20 protein-coding genes are annotated in these 21,197 nt (G+C 61.5%); 10 read left to right on the top strand and 10 right to left on the bottom strand.

Annotated features, from left to right (window positions below):
- The first annotated feature begins 5 nt into the window (after window positions 1-5).
- A complete protein-coding gene (locus F2P46_RS23765; RefSeq protein WP_166894841.1) occupies window positions 6-449 on the top strand; it encodes an SH3 domain-containing protein in 444 nt (147 codons plus the stop codon).
- Between the two features lie 5 nt (window positions 450-454).
- On the opposite strand, the gene F2P46_RS23760 is transcribed toward F2P46_RS23765, so the two are convergent.
- Window positions 455-910: a GNAT family N-acetyltransferase gene (locus tag F2P46_RS23760; protein WP_166894839.1), complete on the bottom strand. Its 456-nt coding sequence runs from the start codon at window positions 908-910 to the stop codon at window positions 455-457.
- Window positions 911-1,026: 116 nt separating this feature from the next.
- Here F2P46_RS23760 and F2P46_RS23755 point away from each other — a divergent pair, with 116 nt between their 5' ends.
- The 5 genes from F2P46_RS23755 to F2P46_RS23735 all read left to right on the top strand — a co-directional run bounded on the left by F2P46_RS23755 (window position 1,027) and on the right by F2P46_RS23735 (window position 7,864).
- The gene (locus F2P46_RS23755; protein ID WP_166894837.1) at window positions 1,027-2,280 is read left to right on the top strand and encodes an MFS transporter; all 1,254 of its coding nucleotides are present in this window, start codon (window positions 1,027-1,029) and stop codon (window positions 2,278-2,280) included.
- 67 nt (window positions 2,281-2,347) lie between these two features.
- A complete protein-coding gene (locus F2P46_RS23750; RefSeq protein WP_166894835.1) occupies window positions 2,348-3,331 on the top strand; it encodes a protein phosphatase in 984 nt (327 codons plus the stop codon).
- A 243-nt stretch (window positions 3,332-3,574) separates the two neighbouring features.
- Window positions 3,575-4,990, top strand: coding sequence for an FHA domain-containing protein (locus tag F2P46_RS23745; RefSeq protein WP_368737951.1), 1,416 nt, complete (start codon window positions 3,575-3,577; stop codon window positions 4,988-4,990).
- Window positions 4,991-5,642: 652 nt separating this feature from the next.
- Window positions 5,643-6,662 (top strand): ParA family protein, encoded by a 1,020-nt coding sequence (locus tag F2P46_RS23740; RefSeq protein WP_166894833.1) that lies wholly within the window; start codon window positions 5,643-5,645, stop codon window positions 6,660-6,662.
- 452 nt (window positions 6,663-7,114) lie between these two features.
- Window positions 7,115-7,864 (top strand): alpha/beta hydrolase, encoded by a 750-nt coding sequence (locus tag F2P46_RS23735; protein ID WP_229509431.1) that lies wholly within the window; start codon window positions 7,115-7,117, stop codon window positions 7,862-7,864.
- Window positions 7,865-7,898: 34 nt separating this feature from the next.
- Here F2P46_RS23735 and F2P46_RS23730 read toward each other — a convergent pair whose 3' ends face one another.
- Window positions 7,899-9,254, bottom strand: coding sequence for an MBL fold metallo-hydrolase (locus F2P46_RS23730; RefSeq protein ID WP_166894858.1), 1,356 nt, complete (start codon window positions 9,252-9,254; stop codon window positions 7,899-7,901).
- A 119-nt stretch (window positions 9,255-9,373) separates the two neighbouring features.
- Here F2P46_RS23730 and F2P46_RS23725 point away from each other — a divergent pair, with 119 nt between their 5' ends.
- From F2P46_RS23725 to F2P46_RS23710, 4 genes are read left to right on the top strand one after another with little or no spacing between them, the layout of a single operon-like run.
- Window positions 9,374-10,084, top strand: a complete 711-nt coding sequence (locus tag F2P46_RS23725) for a hypothetical protein (RefSeq protein WP_166894831.1) — start codon at window positions 9,374-9,376, stop codon at window positions 10,082-10,084.
- 36 nt (window positions 10,085-10,120) lie between these two features.
- A complete protein-coding gene (locus F2P46_RS23720; RefSeq protein ID WP_166894829.1) occupies window positions 10,121-10,663 on the top strand; it encodes a hypothetical protein in 543 nt (180 codons plus the stop codon).
- A 36-nt stretch (window positions 10,664-10,699) separates the two neighbouring features.
- On the top strand, window positions 10,700-11,641 hold the full coding sequence (locus F2P46_RS23715; RefSeq protein WP_166894828.1) for a hypothetical protein: 942 nt from the start codon (window positions 10,700-10,702) through the stop codon (window positions 11,639-11,641).
- A 28-nt stretch (window positions 11,642-11,669) separates the two neighbouring features.
- Window positions 11,670-12,620, top strand: coding sequence for a hypothetical protein (locus F2P46_RS23710; protein ID WP_166894826.1), 951 nt, complete (start codon window positions 11,670-11,672; stop codon window positions 12,618-12,620).
- 34 nt (window positions 12,621-12,654) lie between these two features.
- Here the strand turns inward: F2P46_RS23710 and F2P46_RS23705 are convergent, their stop codons facing one another.
- From F2P46_RS23705 to F2P46_RS23670, 8 genes are all read right to left on the bottom strand, one after another.
- Window positions 12,655-14,439 (bottom strand): family 16 glycosylhydrolase, encoded by a 1,785-nt coding sequence (locus F2P46_RS23705; protein WP_368737950.1) that lies wholly within the window; start codon window positions 14,437-14,439, stop codon window positions 12,655-12,657.
- Between the two features lie 272 nt (window positions 14,440-14,711).
- Window positions 14,712-15,689, bottom strand: a complete 978-nt coding sequence (locus F2P46_RS23700) for a DUF2804 domain-containing protein (RefSeq protein WP_166894824.1) — start codon at window positions 15,687-15,689, stop codon at window positions 14,712-14,714.
- Between the two features lie 127 nt (window positions 15,690-15,816).
- Window positions 15,817-16,227, bottom strand: a complete 411-nt coding sequence (locus F2P46_RS23695; RefSeq protein ID WP_166894822.1) for a hypothetical protein — start codon at window positions 16,225-16,227, stop codon at window positions 15,817-15,819.
- Window positions 16,228-16,237: 10 nt separating this feature from the next.
- Window positions 16,238-17,434 carry a porin gene (locus F2P46_RS23690; protein WP_166894819.1) on the bottom strand — a complete coding sequence of 399 codons (1,197 nt, stop codon included), beginning with the start codon at window positions 17,432-17,434 and terminating at the stop codon, window positions 16,238-16,240.
- A 371-nt stretch (window positions 17,435-17,805) separates the two neighbouring features.
- Window positions 17,806-18,216: a hypothetical protein gene (locus tag F2P46_RS23685; protein ID WP_166894817.1), complete on the bottom strand. Its 411-nt coding sequence runs from the start codon at window positions 18,214-18,216 to the stop codon at window positions 17,806-17,808.
- A 10-nt stretch (window positions 18,217-18,226) separates the two neighbouring features.
- Window positions 18,227-19,426: a hypothetical protein gene (locus F2P46_RS23680; protein WP_166894815.1), complete on the bottom strand. Its 1,200-nt coding sequence runs from the start codon at window positions 19,424-19,426 to the stop codon at window positions 18,227-18,229.
- Between the two features lie 476 nt (window positions 19,427-19,902).
- Window positions 19,903-20,772, bottom strand: a complete 870-nt coding sequence (locus F2P46_RS23675) for a pirin family protein (protein ID WP_166894813.1) — start codon at window positions 20,770-20,772, stop codon at window positions 19,903-19,905.
- A complete protein-coding gene (locus tag F2P46_RS23670; RefSeq protein ID WP_166894811.1) occupies window positions 20,769-21,173 on the bottom strand; it encodes an OsmC family protein in 405 nt (134 codons plus the stop codon). The genes F2P46_RS23675 and F2P46_RS23670 overlap by 4 nt, the downstream gene beginning before the upstream one ends.
- Window positions 21,174-21,197: the final 24 nt, after the last annotated feature.

The raw sequence follows: 21,197 nt of genomic DNA, 5'->3' as shown, positions 1-21,197 counted from the left end.
GTGCCATGCCAAGCGCAAACTCCCTCACCGTGCTCGCCTACGCGGCCGGCCTGATCGCCACCCTGGTGCTGGCGGCGTGGCTCACGCCCGCGCGCTGGTGGCGCCGGCCGAACCTGCGCGCGGCGGGTATCCTGGCGGCCGGCACCTGGGGGCTGGGCGCCCTGCTGCTGTCGCTGCTGCCCGCAAGCGGCCCGGTCGTGGCCGCCACCGCGCCGCCCTCGCCCTCCCATGCGGGCGTCAGCTACACCGTCTTCGACGACCTGAACCTGCGCGCGGACAAAGGCATCGGCGCGCCGCGCATCGCGGTGGCGCCGGCGGGCACCGTGGTCACCACGACCGGCCTGCGCGACGGCGACTGGTGGCAGGTCAGCGCGCGCATCGACGGCAGGCAGGTGCGCGGCTGGTCGAGCAGCCTGTGGCTGCGGCGCGCCGAGGAAGCGCCGCGCTGATCCTGTCAGCCCGGACGCTTCATCGGGTTGAAGTACAAGCCATTCACGCACTGCGTCGGCGCGGTGCGCTCGAAGCCCATCGCTTCGTAGACCGGCAGCGCGTAGTTGGAGGCGTTGACGGTAAAGCTGCCGTCGCCGCCGGCCACAATCGCCGCGCGCCGTGCCACGTCCCACAAGGCGCGCGCGATGCCGCGTCCCTGGAATTGTTTGGCAACGAACATGTGATACAGGTGCTGGCGCTCGCGCACGGCAATAAAGCCGGCCAGTTCGCCGTCCACCTCGGCGACGTGATAGGCATGCCCGAGGCGCAAAAAGCCCAGGAAACCTTCTTCGTCATTGTCTCGCAAGAAGGTGGCGGCCGCTTCCGGCGGCGATTCGTGAACGATGAACTCGATGGCCAGTGCGCGGAACATGGCGGCCACGGCCGAGACGTCGCTGTGCTCGATAGGACGGATGTGCATTGTCGGTACGGGACGGTTGACAGAACGCTCATTGTGCACGTTTGGCCGCGAATGTGCAGGTCATTTGCGCCGGTATGTTGACGCACGGCACGAACGCGCTTTAGACTGGAACGATCATGCCTAAACCGAGCCTGTCCGTACCGCTGCCGGCGCCGTCGCTGCGGCCCAAGGTGCCCTTGTCCAAGCCGCTGCGCCACGCGCGCTTCCGGCAACTGTGGACCGCCAACCTGATATCGAACCTCGGTACCTGGACCCAGACCTTCGCCTCGGCCTGGCTGATTACCCTTGTGGCAAGTTCGGCCTCCACCGCCAGCCTGGTGCAGACCGCCAGCTATATCCCCATCTTTTTGTTCGCCCTGTTTGCCGGGGTCATCGCGGACGCCGTCGACCGCCCCAAATTTTTGTTCTTCTGCAATCTGTTCATGGCCCTGTGCGCCTGCGTCATGGCGGCGCTGGCCATCAGCGGGCGCATTTCGACCGCGCCCGTGCTGGTGTTGACGTTCTGCATGGGCGCCGGCGCGGCCTTCATGTGGCCGGCCTGGCAAGCGTCGATGTCGGGCCTGGTCGAGCCAGACGAGGTCGAAGCGGCCGCCACCCTGAACAACCTGAGCTACAACGTGGCGGCCATCCTCGGGCCGGCCCTCGGCGGACTGCTGTTCAACTGGGTCGGGGCCGGCGCGCTGTTCCTGGTCAATGCGCTGTCCTTTGTCGGTTTGCTGACGGTGTATTGGTCGTGGTGGCGCGATGGCGTACCCGAGGTGCGCCCCAAAGTCGATTTTGCAAGCAGCCTCAAGCTCGGCGTGCGTACCGCGCTTGGCTGCGCTCGCTACCGGCGCATCTTACTCAATGTGTGCACGGTGTTTTTCTCGACGATTTCGTTCGCGGCCTTGCTGCCGGTGTTCGTCAAGCAAGTGCTGCATAGGGATTCGAGCGTGTTCGGCGTCCTGATGGGCAGCCTGGGCGCGGGCGCGGTGTGCGGCGCCTTCCTGCTGCCGTCGCTGCGTTGCCGTATCGGCAAGACGCACCTGTTAAGCGCGTCCTTGCTGGTGTATGGCGCCATGCTGTGCCTGTTGCCCTTCATCGGCTCGCTGGCCTTGCTGGTGCCGCTCATCGTGGCGGCCGGCATGGCCTGGTCGGCCACCGTGTCGACCCTGAACGCGGCGGCGCAGCTAGCTTTTCCGGCAAGCATACGCGCGCGCACCCTGTCGATCTACCTGTTCGTGATGGCCGGCGGCTACACCCTGGGCAGCATGGCCTGGGGCGCGCTGGCCGACAAGGTCGGCGTGCAGGCGGCGCTGGCCGCCGCCGGCGCCTGCGTGATCGTCAACGCCATCGCACTGGCGACCGGAAAGCGGGAAACCTCCATCTGATCGTCGCTTTGGCACGGCAAATTTTCCGATAAGCTGTCAGGATTGCCAACCATTCCGGCCACGCCCGATGACAACAGCAGCTCCCAGCCTCGATTTTGGCCCCTATCTCGATGTGTCGGTGCATTCCAGCGCCGGCGCCGATGCGCCGCAGCGCCTCGAGAACCAGGATAATTACCTGGTCATCGACAGCGCCGGCAGCGCGGTGTTCTTGTACGAGCAGGCCGCGCAACGCCAGCAGGTGGCCGGCTGGCCGGGCGGCCACATGCGCGTGGCGGTGCTCGACGGCATGGGCGGCCACGGACGCGGACGCGAGGCCGCCGAGGCGGTGGTCGGCGGCTTGCTGGACATGCCGGCCTGCCACACCCTGGGCGAGCTGTCGGCCCGGCTCGACCTGCTGCACGCGCAGTTGCAGGAAGAGTTCGGCTGCGATCCGAGTACCGGCAAACGCCCCGGCACCACCCTCACCATGCTCGAACTGCGCTCCGGCAAGCCGGCGCTGCTGTACCACGTGGGCGATTCGCGCTTGTACGAAATTATCGATACGCAAGTTACTCCGATGACCATCGACCATGTTCCCGCCACGGCCTTCGCGATGGGCGGCTTGCTGGGCGAGCACGAGTGGTGGCAGCAGGTGCATGGCGAGCACCGCTGCCAGATCTCGCAAGCCTTCATCCTGGGCAATGCGTTTGCCAATCCGGCCGAGCTGGCCGATGGTTTGTATGAGCTCTCGCCACGCAACTTGCCCTCGTATTTGTACCACTTGCCCGACCGGCGCGCGCTGGAACTCGATCCGCGCGCGGTATACCTGCTGGCCAGCGACGGTTTCTGGGCGTGCGCCGACCCGGGCGCCTGGCTGGCCCGCTGGCCGGCCCTGTTCAAGGCGCAGCCGGACGCGCGCGCCATGACCGACGCTTTGTTTGCCGAAATGAGCAGTAATCCGCCGCCCGAGCTGCACATCGACAACCTGACGGCCATCGTGCTGCGGCCCTTGGTCCACGATGACACGGCGGCGCCGATAGCAAGCGAACAACTTTGCGGCGGAGAGCCTTGATGACTCGACAAGATGTTGTTTCAAAACACAAATATTGTTGTTAGGCACGGACGTTTGGCGTGCCGCACTTCAAGAAAAGCGCGTATTCTTTGATACTCACGAACGGCGAATATTGCTATGAAAAAATGCAACAACTCCTTGCATCCGCATTGCACCTTCTGGGTCATGCCAGGGGAAACTGCATGCGCGAATGGCCATGGCCAGGCCGCCGTAGCTGTACCGGCCGCGGCTACGCCGGCGTCCGTGACCGCCCCAGCCAATTCCAGCTATGAATTGATCAGCGCCCTGCGCAGCGCGCGCCCGAGCGCCAGGCCGGACGCGGCGCCGCTCGCGTATCCGGACGAGGCGCTGCCGACGCTGCAGCGTCCGCACCTGCACATCAGCGGCTTTGACCCGCGCGCCGCCGGCGGACGCCAGGCCATCAAGGTCGAGCTGCGCGGCATGCCGCCCGACAGCGCGCCACTGGTCACCATGCAATTGCAGTCGGCCCTGATTGCACAGGGCAACGCGCGCCACTCGTTCGTGCGCACCCTGCGCGGCGACTGGCGCCCGCTGTTCATCGAATTCTCCTCGCGCGACAAGGAACACGGGCAATACCGGATCGAGGTCGAGCTGTTCAACCTGCACGATGGCCGCATCCGCCATAAATGGGTGTGCACCCTGGTCATCCTGGTGCCGCGTCCCGACGCCACCCTGACCGAAATCCATCAGACGTTCCTGTCGACCCACAAAAACGTGCGTGTCATGGCGGACGACGCCTCCATCGCCCGGGTTAACGCCCAGGCCGGCGGCGGCCGGCTCGATATCGACGTGCATGCGCGCAACGCCTCGATCGCCCATTTGAACCTGGACGCCAAGCCGGGCAAGGTCGACATGGGCTTTTCGACCATTGCCTGGGATGAAGACCTGATCGAAATCGACGTGCCCGCGCATGCCGAGCCGCATCCGCACCCGACCGCCTGCGCCTGCCTCGTCAATGCGGCGCCCGAGCCCGGTTCGCAGCGCCAGGTGCGCCTGTTCGCCATGCCGGAGTGCGTGCTGGGCCGTTTTGAACTGTACGATCCGGACGCCGACGTGCTGCTGACCCATTTTGGCGAAGACGGCCAGGACCGCGACGGCCTGACGCGCCGCCTGTCGGGGCGTCACGCGGTGATCCGGCGCGGCATGAACGGTTTCGAGATCGAAGATGTGTCGCGCTATGGGATTTTGCTCGACGGCGTGTGGCCGGGCAAGAACAAGCCGGTGCCGCTACGGCTGGGCATGCGCATCGAGCTGTCGGCCAGCATCAAGGGGATTGTGGTGCTCAGTGTGACGGCGGTGATGCCGCACGGGGTGATCATTCACCGCATCGACCAGGGTGCGCATGCCGAGTGTTTTTACTTTCTGGAGCCGGGCAAGCATCCGGGCTTCCCGGTGGCGCCGTTCGGCGCCGCGCCGAGGGCGGCGGTGATGCCGGTTCTGTATCACCAGAACGGCGGTTTCTGGCACCTGGATCCGACCACCGGCAAGGAAACCGCGCTCAGTCCGGGCGCCCCGCTCGACCGGCTGACGCAGTTTGCGCGCCATACGCGCTTTGCCAGCGAGTCGTATCCGGAATGCTGGATCGTGCGCACGGCCCTGAAATCGACGCATGCGGCGGCGGAGATGCATACGGCTTGAGGCGACTGTCGCCAAGCCTACTCCCCTTTTCAGCAGGCCGACAGGGCCTCGTCACGGCTAGGGTGTGTATGATTGACTTTGTAGGAGTCAGATCATAATTGTGCCGTAAACACGTCCGTAAAGGCGTTATAGCTGCGCTTGTCGTACCGCTGTTGCTAGGACGCGGGATTTTTTCAGTTGGTTGAGCGCGCGCCCAACGACGTTGCGGCCACTGTAGGCTTCGGCATCAAACCGTAGAGGTGAACCTCACGGCATCCTCGGCATAGCCGACGTGTTTGTGTATCAAGATCTTCAGGCGCACGTACCAGATACCGCGAGGCTCGATTACACATCGACTACAACGCGACGTCAGTCAACACGCTCAACGTACAGACTGGAGGAACGTTAGCCTGGACGCGCGTGCCCAAACTGGGGCACGCAAATTCCGTCCAGTGCAGACCCCAAATTTGCCACGTCGCCGCATTGTCCGGCGATGACCACACTCGCCAATGGCAAGCCCGGACCACCAACGCGCATAGCCGTGGGCAGAACGTCGATGCTCTTCAGGAATATCATAAGTCCTCTAGTGCAATTGCCAAAATTGTCCAATTTTTCCTTTGACATGTCCACAATGGACGTGCGACAATCAGATATAGACATCAAGGAGGAATAAATGGACATATTTGCCGTTTGGAACAATAAAGGTGGCACAGGCAAGACCAGTTTAGCCTTTCAAACTGTATGCCGTTACGCAGAAAAGAACCCCAAGGCCCGCATTCTGGTCATCGACATGTGCCCGCAGGCAAACTTGTCGGAACTGATGCTGGGTGGATTATCTAATAATGGCTCCCAGCGCTTACTTGAGCGCCAAGGACTTACGCCTCGCTGCAGTATAGGTGGATATTTTGATTCCCGCTTACCTGCACCATTCTCTCCGCCCAAGATTGAGGCACACAGCTATATTACAAACCCTTCGAAATACAATCCAGCCATCCCAAAGAAAATCCATTTAGTATGTGGTGACCCTCTGCTTGAACTTCAAGCCATCGCCATGAACACGCTTGCCAATGCCGACCTGCCAGGCGTTAATGCTTGGCTCGGAGTAATCGATTGGTTGCGCGACTTTATAAGGGTTGTAGAAAAAGAGTATGATTTGATTTTTATCGATACTAATCCTAGTTTCTCGATGTATACCCAAATTGCAATTTCAACTTCAAATAAAGTTATTCTGCCAGTAATGGCTGATGATTCCTCACGTCGAGCTATACAAAATGCATTCTCACTTATCTATGGGCTGAAGTTGCCATCAGAGGTATATTCTAAATATACATTTGCAACCAAGTTAAATGCCGCGAAAAGAGAATTGCCAAAGGTTCATCTTATCTTAAAAAATCGGCTTACTCAATATATGGGTTCGGCATCGGCTTATGCGGCGGTCTTATCCGGAATTGATAGCGATTTGACCCAACTAATCAAATCTTATGGGCAACATTTTACTTTTAAGAAGACTAAAGACGGCATTGTTGACGTCCGAGACTTTGGCACTACCGGCATCGTGGCTTTTGCTCGGGGCTGTCCATTTTCCACTATGCAAACTGGAAAACTACAAATTAGTGGGCATCGAGTTCAAGTGAAGCCGGAATACCGAGACCAAGCTATTGAAGCGATTGATGACATCGTAAATCGCCTATGACATTCAGAATTTATTAATCAACTATCCAAATAAAAGCGCCTATAGAGTGGGGATTCTATAGGCGCCGAGGCAAAAGAAAATCAAATGGTCTCTGATTTTCTCTTGCAATGTTTGCTTTGAACAGCAGCGGGAGTTTAGTCGTGATTTCGTTGTTTTGCAAGCGTCAAGTTCATTATCGAGACGAAACGATGAAAGGAATCTGTCATGAAATCATGTCACTTCCCAAAACCCGTGCATGTAATTGCATACACACGCCTCCGTAAAGGCAAGCTGGAACATGTATGCGAACATTGCCGGGCGCCGCGCAGCTAACGCTGTCAGTGCACGCCACATAGTGGGGGCGATGTAATTCCAGCCGAAAATGCTAGATAGGGGCACGCTGGCGGCGCTGGTCGTCAGCGGCCCGTTCGCCGCGGGCCAAAGAGCAGTCGTCGAGCCTGTATGCGCAAACCATGGCCGAACGGGGATTCGTCACCCTGGCTTTCGATCCATCGTACACCGGGGAAAGCGGTGGCGAGCCGCGCAATCTGGCCTCGCCGGAAATCAACACCGAGGACTTCAGCGCAGCTGTCGATCATCTGGGCTTGCTGCCTTTCGTTGACCGTGGGCGCATCGGGGTCATCGGCATTTGCGGCTGGGGCGGCATGGCGCTGAGCGCTGTCGCCGTCGATAAACGGGTCAAGGCCGTCGCCGTCAGCACGATGTACGACATGACGCGGGTCGTGTCCAAGGGCTACAACGACAGCGTGACTCTCGAGCAGCGCACGCAGGCGCTCGAGCAGCTTGGCCGGCAGGGCTGGCTGGATGCGGAAAAAGGCGGCCCGGCCTACGGACCGCCCATGAATGAGCTCAAAGGGGGCGAAGCGCAATTCCTGGTGGACTACCACGACTATTACAAGGCGCCGCGCGGTTTCCATCCACGTGCTGTCAACTCGAACGGTTCATGGACAATGACCACGCCGGTCTCGTTCATGAACCTGCCGATCCTGAACTACATCGCCGAGATTTCTCCCCGTCCGGTCCTGTTTATCCATGGCGAGAAGGCGCATTCGCGCTATTTCAGCGAGACCGCCTACGCGGCTGCGGCGAAGCCGAAGGAACTGATGATCATTCCCGGGGCCAGCCACACGGATCTGTACGACCGCCTCGATGTGATTCCCTTCGACAAGCTGACCGCGTTCTTCCGCGCCAACCTGGCGTAGACGCGCGTATTACCTTTTTTCGGGCACTAGATGGTCAGGCGCGCCGGTTCCGATCCTGGATGCGGCGCAGCTGCGCCGCCTGATACGCCCCGAACACGTCGTTAAACAGGCAGCGAATCAAGGGATCGTCCACCAGTTCCGCATCGAGCAAATCGGTCTCGGTCTGTTGGACGAACACCGCATCGTTCATGCGCATATACATCGACGTCAGCGCCTCGCCCAGTTCCAGCGCCGCATACAGCCTGGCGACCGGCACTTCGGTGGTCCACGACAAGGCATCCGGCACGCCGGCCAGCAGGTCGATCTTGTCGCACTCGATCCGGTAATGGAAATGCGTGCCCTCCCCCGCATGATCGAATACCGATAAGCGCCACACGCGCGGTTTTTCGAAAAAACTCTCTTCCGGCAGTGCCATGCCGCGATATTTATCCAGCAAGCCCGAGGTGCAGTAATCGATCACGCGCGCGTGTTCGTCGCTAGTGAGCGCCGGGAAATGGCGCGCGATATCGGCCGTTGGCGGCGGCGTCGCGTGGCCTTCGTACCGGTAATCGACATCCTGATCACCGACCGGCACCACCCAGCTCAATGGCGGCGCGGCGTAGATGCCATCGCGGTCCAGCACAAACGACACCGAAGGATTCATCCGCACCACCTGCGCATCAGGCAAGGCCGCTCCCACTTCTTGCTCGAACTGGCGGTAGGTGATCGGAAAAAACGCGTGGTTATACCAGGACCACGGTTCCTGCACGAACTGGCAGGAACTGGGCACCACATAACGCGGCTTGAGCGCCACCAATTGCCCGATCCATTCTTCCGGCAGTCGCGGCGGCGCGGGCGCGGCGCGCGAGGGCGATAAAACTTCGATTTCGCGCATGGTCTGGAAGGGCCACAGCACCATGTCCCACGGCGCAAAGCGCGCCAGCGCCGGCAGCATGTCCGGATCGATCCACGAATCGACGACATTGAGCACATTCAGGCCGCCAGCCTGGATGTGGAACATCGAGTCCACATCCGCATCCATGGCTTCACGTGCGATCACCGTCATCGGGCCGACCCGCACCGGCGCGTCGAGGCGCAGCTGGTGCACCTTGCTAAAGCCCAGTTCGCGCACCATGTCGAACAATTCTTCGAACAGGCAGTAGATGTACAGCGGCGTGGCGCGGTCCAGCAGATCGAGGCTGTCGAACGAGCAGTGGTCGTCGTGGAAATGCGAAATGAAGACGGCGTCGAAATGCACCGCGCGGAACTGCGCGTGGTCGAAGCGCACGTCCGGAAAAGCGTGGCAATTGCGGCTGAACGGGTTTTCGACTACCGGATCGAAAGCGATGCGGGTGCCTTCGCACTCGAACACATAGCCGGCGTGGAGAATCCTGGAGATTTTGAGCGTCATGGCGGCCATTATCTCACGGCGCATGCCATCCTAAAATGCATGGTGCGCCGGCCGATCGCCTATCATGGCGGTATTGACCGGGCATCCCGGTGGCTCAATTTTTTGCAAGTGGATAAACAATGACGATCATCGAACTCCCGTTCCGGGCGACTACCGAACAATCCTGCGCGTGGATGGAACAGCAAACCGGCACGCCGTGGACCCTGGCGCGGCTGCTGGAAAACGCGCTCACACCGTATGTGTGGTTCGATTACGACGCCAATCACGCCGAGCTGTTCGGCGACGCCAACGGCGGTTATGCGGCCCCGATCTTCCTGGAAGCCGATGTGGCGCGCCTAGTGGCCGGCAGCGAGGATGTGCTGATCACGACGACCAAGGACGCCTACAAGATCGTGGCCCAACTGCCGGCGCCGGGTTTCCGGCGCGAGCTGCATGAGCTGCGCTTTCTCAAAAAGGAGCTGGAACGCCTGGTCGCCAGGCTCAAACACGATGCGCAGCCGAAGCCGGTGGTGGTCGAAACGGCCAGCGAGGCGCGCGTCGGCATCAGCAAGGATGAAGTGTTGGCGGCATTCGGGACCATGCTGCGGATCGATATGCACAAGGCGCTCGACGACGCCGGCGGCATTTTCGGCGATGAAGGCGCGCGCATCAAAGGCAGCGCCCGCAAATCGAAAAAACAGGCCATGTGGAATCCGGTGACGCTCGCCCTGGGAATGAACGATGCGTACCGCGTGCCGATTTCGCAACTCAAACGTGCATTCCAGGCCCACGATTTCCTCTATCCGTGGCTGGGGCAATGGAATGAGTCGCTTGCCCTGCTTGGCAAGTAAGTTAAACTACGCCCCTTACACTCCAGTTCCGAATCTATGACCACCAAAAAACAGCCTCCGGCCAAACGCGCCCCCGAAGAACCAGTCGGCCGGCCTGAAAACCCGTTTATCAGCACCGAGTTTTTCTCCCGGATGCGCGATTACACCGAACGCGATGCGGCCTTTTCCAAGGAAATCAAGGCCATCGGCGACCGTGGCGCCGGCAAGCTGTCGACCGATGCGCGCACGGCGCCGTCGCTCGAACCGCTGCGCGGCGTGATCAAAAAAGGCTTGCCGCTCAAGGATATGTTCGGCCGCATCGTGCAGGGCGTGGAATCGGGCTTGTGGGAGCCGTGGCTGAGCGCGTTCGGCTTCGAACTGCGCGGCGTCAATTACGCCAAGACCGGCCAGCGCAACGCACGCCTGGCGCTCGATATCAGCCTGGCTTCCAAAGCGACGACGGTGTTTGCCAATGCCGGCATTCCCAACTGGCGCAGCCTGGTGGCGGAAGACTGCGCCCAGGTCCAGATCGAAAAGCCGACCGAAAAGACCCCGGCCAAGGCCTACGCCATTTTCTGGCTGGACGGCGCCGACGCATAGTGCGTACGGAGCGCGTCATGTCCTCGCCCACGCGTCGTGCGGGGCGACGGCGTCGATGCGCTCGTTTCCGCCTTCCGCATCTTTATACAAGGCAATACCCTGAACACCTTATTCAAACGCGCGCTGTGCGCCGCCGCGCTGGGCTTGCTGACAGCCAGCGCCCATGCCGACAGCGCCAGCGCCGCCGCCAATTTTTTCGGCAACGCCGAGAAAGCCGGCATCGACATCGGGGACCTGGACCCCGCGCATGCGCTCGTCACCCCCACCCTGGTCAAGGGGCTGTACGCCACCTATAACGCGAGTGGCAAGTTGATGGGCGTCATCAACGAGGCGGGCACCCTGTACGGCAAGGCGGGCGTGTTCAGCACCCTGGGGCCGAAACCGGGCAGCCTTCGCCTCATGACGCCCGCGGAAGTGGGCGAGTTGCGCGCGGAAGTGATGGCCCATCTGGCCTACGACAAACTGATTAAGGTTACCTACGGAAATGGTGGAGGACGCAAGATCCTGACGTTTTCGTCGGTGGACTGCCGCACATGCTTCATCCACGAAACCGAGCTGGTCCAGGCCACGTCGACGCTGAACACGACCTTCTACATTGCGCCGGCCTCGCTGCGCGGGCTGGAGAATCGTGGCCTGGCATTGATGGAACAAGTTGCCCGCATCATGTGCGAGGACAAGCCGGGCGTCGCCTGGCAAAAGTTCTGGGCGACTCGCGAAGCGCCGCCGGCCAAGCCTTGCGCGCTGAGCGCCCAGTCGGTTCATCGCGATACCGAGGCGCTGTCGAGCATCATGGCGGGTGTGAAATCCATGATCCAGGCGGTTCCCATGTTCATCGCCGAAGATGGCTCGCCGGTTCCGAAGAACTTCAACCTGGACATGACGCCCGAGGTGGCCGACACCATGTTCGGGGCGGCGCGCAAGCGTGTGGCGATTGCGCCCACGACCCATTGGCTGGCCGCTGCAAAGCGCAAAAGCTGATTTTTCATCTTTCCATAAAGGTATTCCCGTGAAAACAATGTCACACCACCTCGCCCGCGCCCCGTTCAAACCGGCGAGCGCCATCATGGCCGCCTTGCTGGCTGTGGCGGCGGCGATCGCGCCATCGGCTGCGCTGGCCGATCAGAATACAGCCAGGACCAATTTTTTTGCGAACATGCAAAAGGCGGGCGTGACGCTTGCGGATGTGACCCCGGCCAACGCCGAGGTCGTGCCAACCCATGTAAAAGGCATGTACGGCATTTTCACGCCGGCCGGTAAACTGGTTTCCCTCACGAATGATGCCGGAACCATCAGCACCAAAGGGGGCGACTTGAGCACTATCGGGCTGCAAGCCGGCAAACCACGCCGGATGACGTCCAAGCAAGTCGATGAAGTGCGCGCCGAAGTCATGGCCAATCTCGATTACGACAAGCTGATCAAGATCAGCTACGGCAACGGCGGCGGACGCAAGATCCTGATGTTCTCGGCGGTCGATTGTCCGGGCTGCCAAATGCTGGAAAAAGACCTGGCCAAGGCCGCGTCGCGCCTGAACACGACGTTTTACCTGGTCCCCTCCTCCTTGCTGGGAAGCGACCCCGCAGCCGTGCCAGCGCTGGAAAAGGTGGTCAAGATACGCTGCGACGCCAATCCGGCGTTGGCATGGCAGACATTCTGGGCCAAGCGTACGCTGCCGCAGCCCAAGGCGTGCGGTCTCACCACGCAAAACGTGCAGCGCGATTTTTCTTTGCTGTTCCACATGATGGTCACCTTGAAAGCCATCAAACCTGTGGTTCCCATGCTGGTGTCGGAAGACGGCAAGTGGATTCGCCTGTTCCGCGACATGAATTCGACGGCGCTCGCGGCGGCCTTCGCCGCGGAACGCAAGCCGGACATGACGGCGCCGACGACACAATGGCTGGCGGCGGCGCCGGCCGCCAGCAAGCCGGCCTTGCCGGCGCAGCCAGCCAAGGCCAGGTAAGGCAGGCAAGACGCAAGCGCCTCGCCCTTGGCGCTTACTTCATCGTGAACGTTTGCTGCGCAGTATCGACAGCATAGTTCTTCGCCACGTCCCAGTACGTGAAACTGTACTTGACCACGTCGCCGGCCTTCAGGCCGCCGGCGGCATAGGTATTGTTGCCGGCATCCTGGCGCAGGCGGATGTTTTGTTGGCCGCCGGAATTGACCGTGTAATGCACGTCCGCCCAGGCCGATGAGCGCACTGCGAATTGCAGCGTGGTCGGGCCGGTCTGGGTGGCGCTGACCGAAATCGGCGTTGGCGTCGGGGTTGGGGTCGGCGTCGGCGTCGGCGTACCCGACTCCCACACAATATCGTCTATCGCCATCTGGAACGGCGCCGTCGGCAGTTGCGTCGCTTCGCTGGAAAACTGGAACAGGTCCAGCATCGACTGCAAGGCCACTTTCGGCCCGACCAGGGTCGAAACCGGAATCGTCGCCGTGGCCCAGTCACCGTTGCGCACCAGGCCGTACGTGGTCGCATTGGCCGGGAACTTGACCGCATTCTGGTTGGTGTAGGTATCCTGGATACTCACATTGAAGGCCACATTGGCCGGAATCTTGATGCGGAATTTCAGGTTGCCGTTCCTGAAATTACTCATATCGTGCGCCTGGCGCGATTGCACGCTGCCGCCGAACCACTGGTTGGGCGCGGTGTAGTTCAAGGCCATGACATTGCTGCCCTCGAACGGCGCGATATTACCGGCCGACATGGACGCGTTATTCCACACGAAGATATCCGAACTGGCGCCGGCCACCTGCTTGTTGTTGACGGCGGTGTTATCGGTGAAGACGCCGAACTTGCCCACTTCCGGCGTCGACTGGTTGCCCAGCTTGACCGATCCCTTGCCGTCGAGCTGATACACGCGCACATAATCGACGTACATGGTGCCCGGCAGCGGCGCGGTGACTTGTCCGGGCGAGGCGGCGTCGGTGAAGTTCCCGCCCACGGCCAGGTTCAGCAGCAGGTAGAACGGCGCTTGCAGCGCGCTCGAATTAACCGGCAACGGCTTGTCGTACATATTGTGCTCGACGCCGTTATCGACGACCGTAAAGCGCATTTGCGACTCGGTCCAGTACAGGCGATAGGTCACGAAGCGGTTCGCCATCGAGGTCGGCGCAATATACCAGTTCTTGGTTTGCCACGCGGTCGAGGCCGCGCAGCTTTCGTTACCCGGCACGCAGGCGGCCTGCTGGTACGTGATCACGTTCGCGCCGACGAAGCTGTCGATCGGCGCATTACCGGCGGCGGCGCGCGCACTGGCGCGGTGGCCCATCTCGACAATATCGATCTCGCCATTGCGCGGCCAGCTCTGCGGGCTGGAACCGAGCAACCAAGCGGCCGGCCACAAGCCGGTGCCGAGCGCCGGCGTGCTCACGCGCATTTCGATCATGCCGTACTGCACTTGCACCTTGCCGGCCGAAGTCACTTTGCCGGAAGTAAAGGAGTTGCTGCCGATCGTCTGGCGCTGGGCCTTGATCGCCAGCGCGCGCGAGTTCGATTCGAACGGCACGTTCACGATCGACAGGTTATTCGGGCTGTAGTACTGTAATTCCTGGTTGCCGTAGCCGCACAGGTTGATCTGGCAACCGTTGCCGTCGTCCGCCGTCCACACCAGGCTGTTCAGGCTGGGGCCGTTGAATTCTTCCGACCACAGCAATTGCCCGATGACGGGATTGGTCACGCTGGCGTGCGCGCCGGCGCCGTACATGGCGAGAATGCCGCCCGCGATGGCGGACAGCATGAATTTCCGCTTTGCCTGGATGTTGTTTTGATTTTTCACAATGTCTCCTGATAACTGCTCTTCATAAAAACGGCATCAAGCCGGAAAGCGCTGTGGTAGCGCTTCCACCATCGCTGACACCGCGCTGTGCCGAACTGCGCAAAATGCGGGGGCCTGTTGAATTATTGGAGCAAGGAAACAACCGGTTCCCTCCATTATGGAAACGCTTCCAACTCAGGCAGGTGGAATATATGCCGCCTGAATTTTGATGTCAAGATAAAAAGAATTGCATGTTGTGCAGGCCGCACGCACGCGCCTGCTGGTCTGCACGCCTACCAGCGCGAGGCGTGGTCCTCGGTCACGCCCGCCAGCCGCGTCACGGCGCGGCGCGGCGCATCCCTGCTGGCCCTCACCCATCCGCAAAACGTGCCGATCGGCTGCACGTAACGGCTCGCCGCCACCAGCAGGTTCTTGTCTTCGCGCCGGTATCCTTCCGGCGTGAAATGCAGGTCGAGCAAACCATCGTCGGTGAACACATGCCACGGCGCCATTGGATCGTGCTCGTTGAAATCGAAGGTGGCCGCGCCCAGGCCGATCAAGCGCCCGTCCAGCCACAAGGCGTTCTCGTGCGCGCCAAAGTAACCGGCCTGCAGGTTGAAGCCGAGCGCCAGGCCGTGCGCCGAGGCCCAGCGCCACGCCGTCTCGCGCGCCAGCAAGCCGTTGGAGTAGTCGAAGCTGGCCACCCCGCCATCGAGCGCATAGGCCTGCGTGCCGACGCGTACGCTGCCGCCCAGCGCCAGGCCCGATGATTTTTGCGTCGCATGCACCGCCCCGCCGCGCACCGGCCCGACGGCCAGCAACAGCGGTGCGGCGGGCGCGCCGAAGGCGGCCTCGATCTCCAAGCCCTTGCAGCGCAGCGACAGCGCGCTTGCCGACATGTCGATCCGGCTGGCGCCGAATCTGAAACGGCTGTGGCCGCCCGCGTGCCCGGCCAGGCGCGCCGTCAGTCCCGGCAAGCCGTCGCGCGAGAAGCCGGCCACCACCTCGCGCCGGGTGCGCTCGAACACGTAGGCAAACGCCGTGTTGGTCCAGCCGACATCGACGATGGCGATACCGCAGAACAACTGATCGGTGGCCAGTGCGGTGTAGTGCCAACGCTTGTGGTGAAAGCGCCGCCACCAGCGGCTGCGCGCGTACGGCGCGGCCAGCAGCGCCCAGTCGAAGCGCGTGGCGGCGCCGGCAAAGCGGCCCAAGGCGGGATGGCCGTCCGCTCCGGGAACGGTCAGGGGTGCGGCGGAAAGTGGCGTCATCGCGGTGGCAAGGTGGCGGCGGTCGCCCAGCCTAGCAGATGCGACCCCGCAAGGGCAAGATGCTTGCGCCAGAAACGGAAAAACCCTCCGCCGTGGGCTGGAGGGCTTGTGTTCCTGCCGCCGATCCTTACTGCACCGTCAGAATCACCTTGACGGTATCGTCCACGGCCGACTTGTCGATGTAGCCGATCGCGCTCACATCGGCCGCGACCGCTTTCTTCACCTCGGCGGCCGTGTGATATTCCTTGGGCGCCGTGCCCTTGCCGGTAAACACCAGCTTGGTCCAGATTGCCTTGACCTGGGCCGGCTCCTTTTGCAGCACCTTGGTGTAGAACTCGGTGCGGATGGCCGCGCCCTCATTGAATTCGATCGGCGTAAACAAGGTCGACTTGCCAATGAAAAACTGACCCGCCTGCTCGCTGAACATACGCGTGGCCGGGTTCTTGGGGTTGACGATCACCACGATTTCCGCAAAGGCGGGCACACCCGCCGCAAACAAGCCTGCCGCCAGCAGCATGTTGCCGATTGTTATCTTCATCCTGCTCTCCTTAGAATACGAAATCGATGCCGGCGGCATATACGTTGACGGTGTCGTGGAATCCTGGCTTTGCGCGCAGAAAGGTACCGGCGCCGTCGCGCGGCTTGATGCGGTCGACCTGTACCTTCAAGGCGGCGGACTTGGCGAAGTCCCAGCGCACGCCGATCGCGTTGGTCGACTGCTGGGCCGCCTTGACCACGCCATTGACGCCGGCCGTGAGCGGCGCCAGCGGGCCGGCCGTCGGCAAACCGGCATACGTGCGGGCAGTGTCCTGCTTGGTGTCGCCATAGTAGTAATACGGCGTGATCTTGCCGAAACGATAGCCGAACATCGCGTAATACGAATTGGTGTCCGGCACGATGCGCGAGTCGGTCCTGCGGATCGCATACTCGGTCTGCACCAGGAAATTCTTGTAGTCCATCGTGAAGCCGGCCGAGGTGAACGAACCGTCCACATCGGTGATGCTCAGATCATTCGCGACCTGGACCAGGCCGACCCGGCGCAAGGTGGCCAGCAAGCCGTCGAGCTGTTCACTGTCCTGGATCGTCACCTTGGCGTCGGCACGGCCGACGCGGAAGGTGAACGGACCGTTTTCGGCGACGATATGAATCATCGTGGCCGGCTTGTAAGTGACCCGGTTGTCGTCGGTGATTTTGGCCGATACATTGCCGATACCGGCCTGTGCGGTCACCGTGGTATCGCCGAAGCTGTGCTGGTACACCAGATCGACGCCGTCGAAGGAATCGCCATTGACCTGGCGATACACTTCGGTGGGCGGACGGATCATGGTATTGGCGTAACCAACCTGGCGGAAGTCCGAAATCATGTAGACCGGCATGCCCATGCGACCGACGCGCACCGACAGCTCATCATTGATCTTGAATTTTGCAAATGCCCACGCCAATTCCGCGCCCCAGGCGTCGCGCGCATTCTTGCGCGCCAAGCCCTGCACGGTAAACGACAGCCAATCGTTCATCTTGACCATACCCTGGATACCAAGATTGGAATCGACCCCGGGGCGCGGGTTCTTGCCCACGCCGGCTTGTTGATTCGGCCGCGCGAATTCGATGTCATCCGTATCGGTCGCGGTCAGGGCCGCGGTACCGAATCCGCTGATCGTCACGGTAGGCCCATCGGCCGCCTGCGACGACATGCTGAAAGCTGCCAGGATGACTGAGACCATGGCAAGACGCAGTGGTTTATTCATATTTTCTCCTCGATAGTTCGCTAGTGCTGAGTCCCTAGTGTGGGACACGAGTAACTATTTGTGTACAGCGAACGCGGCTTAATTCACGAAAGCGTTGTATCGAAGGAACATAGACAGGCATTGGCGCGCTTGAATATGGCCGAACACATAACCTTCTTCGTAAACCGTATTTTTATGGCATGCCAAAAGAGAAAATATTCAGACGTGACGAAGCGCAAGCGTGAATTACGCTTGGCAAGCAAAGACGAACCAGGAGGAAAGTAATGATGACTGCCGGGATGGTGCGAGGAGGCTGGCGGCGGCCGCGCCGAGCGGCGCAAGGGGACCAACTGATGAGAACGGCCCGGCGCATGCGCGCGGGCCGCTATCGCTTACTGCACTGTCAGGATGACTTTCACGCTGTCGTCCACGGCCGACTTGTCGATGTAGCCGATGGCGCTGACATCGGCGGCAACCGCCTTCTTCACCTCGGCCGCCGTATGGTATTCCTTGGGCGCCGTGCCCTTGCCGGTAAACACCAGCTTGGACCAGATGGCCTTGACCTGCGCCGGTTCCTTCTGCAGCACCTTGCTGTAGAACTCGTTGCGGATGGGCGCGCCCTCGTTGAACTCGACCGGCGTGAACAAGGCCGACTTACCAATAAAGAACTGGCCCGCCTGCTCGCTGAACATGCGCGTGGCCGGGTTCTTTGGATTGACGATGACCACGATTTCCGCCAGGGCGGGCACGGTTGCGACGCACACACCCGCCGCCAGCAACATCTTGCCGATAATTGTCTTCATGTTCGCTTCCTCAGAATACGAAGTCGACGCCGGCGGCGTAGACATTGACCGCATCGCGGACACCTGGCTTGGCGTTCAGGAACGTGCCCGAGCCATCGCGTGGCTTGATGCGGTCGACCTGCACCTTCAGCGCGGCCGATTTATGGAAGTCCCAGCGCACGCCGAGCGCATTGGTCGACTGCAGGCCGGCCTTCATCGCCGTGTTCACGCCGGCCGACAGCGCCGCCAGCGGCCCGCTCGATGGCAAGCCCGCGTAAGCGCGATCGCTGTCCTGCTTGACGTTGCCATAATAGTAGTAAGGCGTGATCTTGCCGAAGCGGTAGCCGAGCATCGTGTAGTACGAGGTGGTGTCGTGGATCACCAGCGAATCGGTCCTGCGCACGGCGTACTCGCTCTGCACCAGGATGTTCTTGTAGTCCATGGTGAAGCCGAGCGAGGTGAAGGAACCGTCGACGTCGGTCACCGACAGGTCGCTGGCGACCTTGTCCATGCCGACCCGGCGCAGGGTGCCCAGCAGGCCGTCGAGCGTTTCGCTGCCCTGCAGGCTGACCTTGGCGTCGGCGCGGCCGAAGCGCACGGTGAACGGGCCGTTTTCAGCGACGATATGAATCGTGGTCGCCGGCTTGTACTCGACCCGGTTGTCGTCGGTAATCCTGGTCGACATTTTGCCGATGCCGACTTGCGCGGTCACGGTGGTGTCGCCAAAATTGTGCTGGTACACCGCATCGATACCGTCGTAGGAATCGCCGTAAATCTGGCCGTACACTTCCTGCGACGGACGGATCATGGTGTTGGCGTAGCCCACCTGGCGGAAATCGGAAATCATATACACCGGCATGCCGATGCGGCCGACGCGGATCGAGATTTCATCATTGATCTTGAACTTGGCGAACGCCCAGCTCAGTTCGGCGCCATAGGAATCGCGTGCATTCTTGCGGGCCAGGCCCTGTGCGGTAAACGACAGCCAGTTGTTGATCTTGGCGGTGCCCTGGATGCCGAAATTGGAGTCCACGCCGGCGCGCGGGCTGTTGCCCACGCCAGCGGCCTGGTTGAAACGCGCGTACTCAACGTCATCGGTATCGGCGGCCGTCAGGGCGGCCGTGCCGAATCCGCTGATGGTGACGGCAGGAGCATCATCGGCTGCGTGCGATGAAACACTGAAGGCTGCCAGGATCGCTGTGACCAGGGCCAGGCGCAGTGGTTGATTCATTCTTTGTCCTCAAAGGTGTAATTGTTTCAGGGAACGGATTGTGGACTACGGGCAACTATTTGCCTACCGAGGACTACTTCAAATTCGCCAAATCGTTGTAATGAGGAAACACAAGCCATTAGGGCGCTTGTCTATGGCCGAACAAATAATCTTCCGCGCGCAGGGTATTTTTCTTGCGTGCAAAATTGGATAGGCAGTCGCGCAACGACCGTCGCGCCTGTTCAAGCATGAGGGAAAGCGCAGGCTTGAGCGTGGAGAAAGCCGGCAGCGTCTTGCTGCCGGCCGGGTGCGTGGTCAGTCGGGAAGAAGTACCAGGAACACCATCGCCAGGCCGACCAGCATTGCCGCCTGCAGGCTGAAAACGACAGCGGGAATCTGCAGCTCATCAGGAATTTTCATGATCACCTCCACACTTTGTTTGCGTGAAGGCTTAGATTCCAGGCTTGCCGCAAAGTTCCATTTTCTTTGAGGCAAGTCTAACGTTTTGGCAAGGGAATGAACTCGGTTTCGCCGGGCACCTTGTCGAAGCGCTGCTGTTCCCAGTCGTCGCAGGCGCGCGCGATGCGCTCCTTGCTCGACGAGACAAAATTCCAGACCATGTGGCGGTGGCCGTCGAGCGGCGCGCCGCCGATCACCACAAACTGCGCGCCGGCGCCGGCATACACGCTCGCGCCGGTGCCGGCGTCGAGGTACGCCATCGTGTTCGGCGCCAGCAACTCGCCATCGATGGCAATCTCGCCCGTCACCGGATAGATCGCCGCTTCCTGCGGCAGGTCGTCCAACTCGATGCTGCGGCCCGCGTCGAGCGCGATGTCGAGATACAGCGTTTCGCTGAAGGTGGCCACCGGCGACGTGTGGCCGAAGGCGCTGCCGATCAGCACCCGCACCAGCGCGCCGTCGAGCTGCGCCACCGGAATCGCGGTCGCCGGCGTGTGCGCAAAGCTCGGCGCGTCTTCCTCGTGCGCGCGCGGCAGCGCGGCCCACAGTTGCAAGCCGTGCGAGCGGCGCGGCTTGCCGGCCAGATCAAGCGGGGTGCGCTCGGAGTGGACGATGCCGCTGCCGGCCGTCATCCAGTTGATCGCGCCCGGTTCGATGCGCTGGACCGAACCGACGCTGTCGCGGTGCTCGATGGCGCCTTCGTACAGATACGTCACCGTGGCCAGGCCGATGTGCGGATGCGGGCGCACGTCGTGATTGGCCTCGGCCGGCTCGTCGATGGGACCGAAATGGTCAAAGAAGATGAACGGCCCGACCGCCTGCTTGGCGGCGGCCGGCAGCACGCGGCGTACCCGAAAGCCGCCGCCGATATCTTTTTCGTGCGGCTTGAAGAAGTGGGCCACGCTCATGGCGCTACCAGTGTGGTGGTGATGTCGGTCGTCACGCCGGTCATCAGTTTTTGGATCGGGCATTTTTCGGCGGCGGCCAGCAGGTCGGCGCGCTGCGCGTCGGACAGCTCGCCACCGAATCGCAAGGCGGCGGAGAGGCGGTACACGCCCTTGCGCTCGTCGCTGGCGTCGCGCTCGATGCTCACTTCGATGTCTTCGACCGGAATGCCCTTGCGCTTGGCGTACCAGACCACCGTGAGGGCCTTGCAGGCGCCCAGGGCGGCGTCGTACAGGTCGTGCGGCGACGGACCGGCATCGGCCCCGCCCTCCTCGACCGAGCCGTCGGCCGGAATCAGGTGGTTGCGCACGTGGACGATATGGCGCATCGGTTGCGACAGATCGCGCTTGACGGTAATGGTCATGGGTTTCCTTCTAAATCAGGGTGG

The sequence above is a fragment of the Massilia sp. CCM 8734 genome (assembly GCF_011682155.1).
Classification (GTDB): domain Bacteria; phylum Pseudomonadota; class Gammaproteobacteria; order Burkholderiales; family Burkholderiaceae_D; genus Telluria_A; species Telluria_A rubra.
This window is presented reverse-complemented; position numbering and strand designations above follow the sequence as displayed.

Bases quoted from the DNA above. Each gene is read 5' to 3' on its own strand.
- F2P46_RS23765 (WP_166894841.1), top strand. From the start codon at position 6: ATGCCAAGCGCAAACTCCCTCACCGTGCTCGCCTACGCGGCCGGCCTG.
- F2P46_RS23760 (WP_166894839.1), bottom strand. From the start codon at position 910: ATGCACATCCGTCCTATCGAGCACAGCGACGTCTCGGCCGTGGCCGCC.
- F2P46_RS23755 (WP_166894837.1), top strand. From the start codon at position 1,027: ATGCCTAAACCGAGCCTGTCCGTACCGCTGCCGGCGCCGTCGCTGCGG.
- F2P46_RS23750 (WP_166894835.1), top strand. From the start codon at position 2,348: ATGACAACAGCAGCTCCCAGCCTCGATTTTGGCCCCTATCTCGATGTG.
- F2P46_RS23740 (WP_166894833.1), top strand. From the start codon at position 5,643: ATGGACATATTTGCCGTTTGGAACAATAAAGGTGGCACAGGCAAGACC.
- F2P46_RS23735 (WP_229509431.1), top strand. From the start codon at position 7,115: ATGGCCGAACGGGGATTCGTCACCCTGGCTTTCGATCCATCGTACACC.
- F2P46_RS23730 (WP_166894858.1), bottom strand. From the start codon at position 9,254: ATGACGCTCAAAATCTCCAGGATTCTCCACGCCGGCTATGTGTTCGAG.
- F2P46_RS23725 (WP_166894831.1), top strand. From the start codon at position 9,374: ATGACGATCATCGAACTCCCGTTCCGGGCGACTACCGAACAATCCTGC.
- F2P46_RS23720 (WP_166894829.1), top strand. From the start codon at position 10,121: ATGACCACCAAAAAACAGCCTCCGGCCAAACGCGCCCCCGAAGAACCA.
- F2P46_RS23700 (WP_166894824.1), bottom strand. From the start codon at position 15,689: ATGACGCCACTTTCCGCCGCACCCCTGACCGTTCCCGGAGCGGACGGC.
- F2P46_RS23695 (WP_166894822.1), bottom strand. From the start codon at position 16,227: ATGAAGATAACAATCGGCAACATGCTGCTGGCGGCAGGCTTGTTTGCG.
- F2P46_RS23690 (WP_166894819.1), bottom strand. From the start codon at position 17,434: ATGAATAAACCACTGCGTCTTGCCATGGTCTCAGTCATCCTGGCAGCT.
- F2P46_RS23685 (WP_166894817.1), bottom strand. From the start codon at position 18,216: ATGAAGACAATTATCGGCAAGATGTTGCTGGCGGCGGGTGTGTGCGTC.
- F2P46_RS23680 (WP_166894815.1), bottom strand. From the start codon at position 19,426: ATGAATCAACCACTGCGCCTGGCCCTGGTCACAGCGATCCTGGCAGCC.
- F2P46_RS23675 (WP_166894813.1), bottom strand. From the start codon at position 20,772: ATGAGCGTGGCCCACTTCTTCAAGCCGCACGAAAAAGATATCGGCGGC.
- F2P46_RS23670 (WP_166894811.1), bottom strand. From the start codon at position 21,173: ATGACCATTACCGTCAAGCGCGATCTGTCGCAACCGATGCGCCATATC.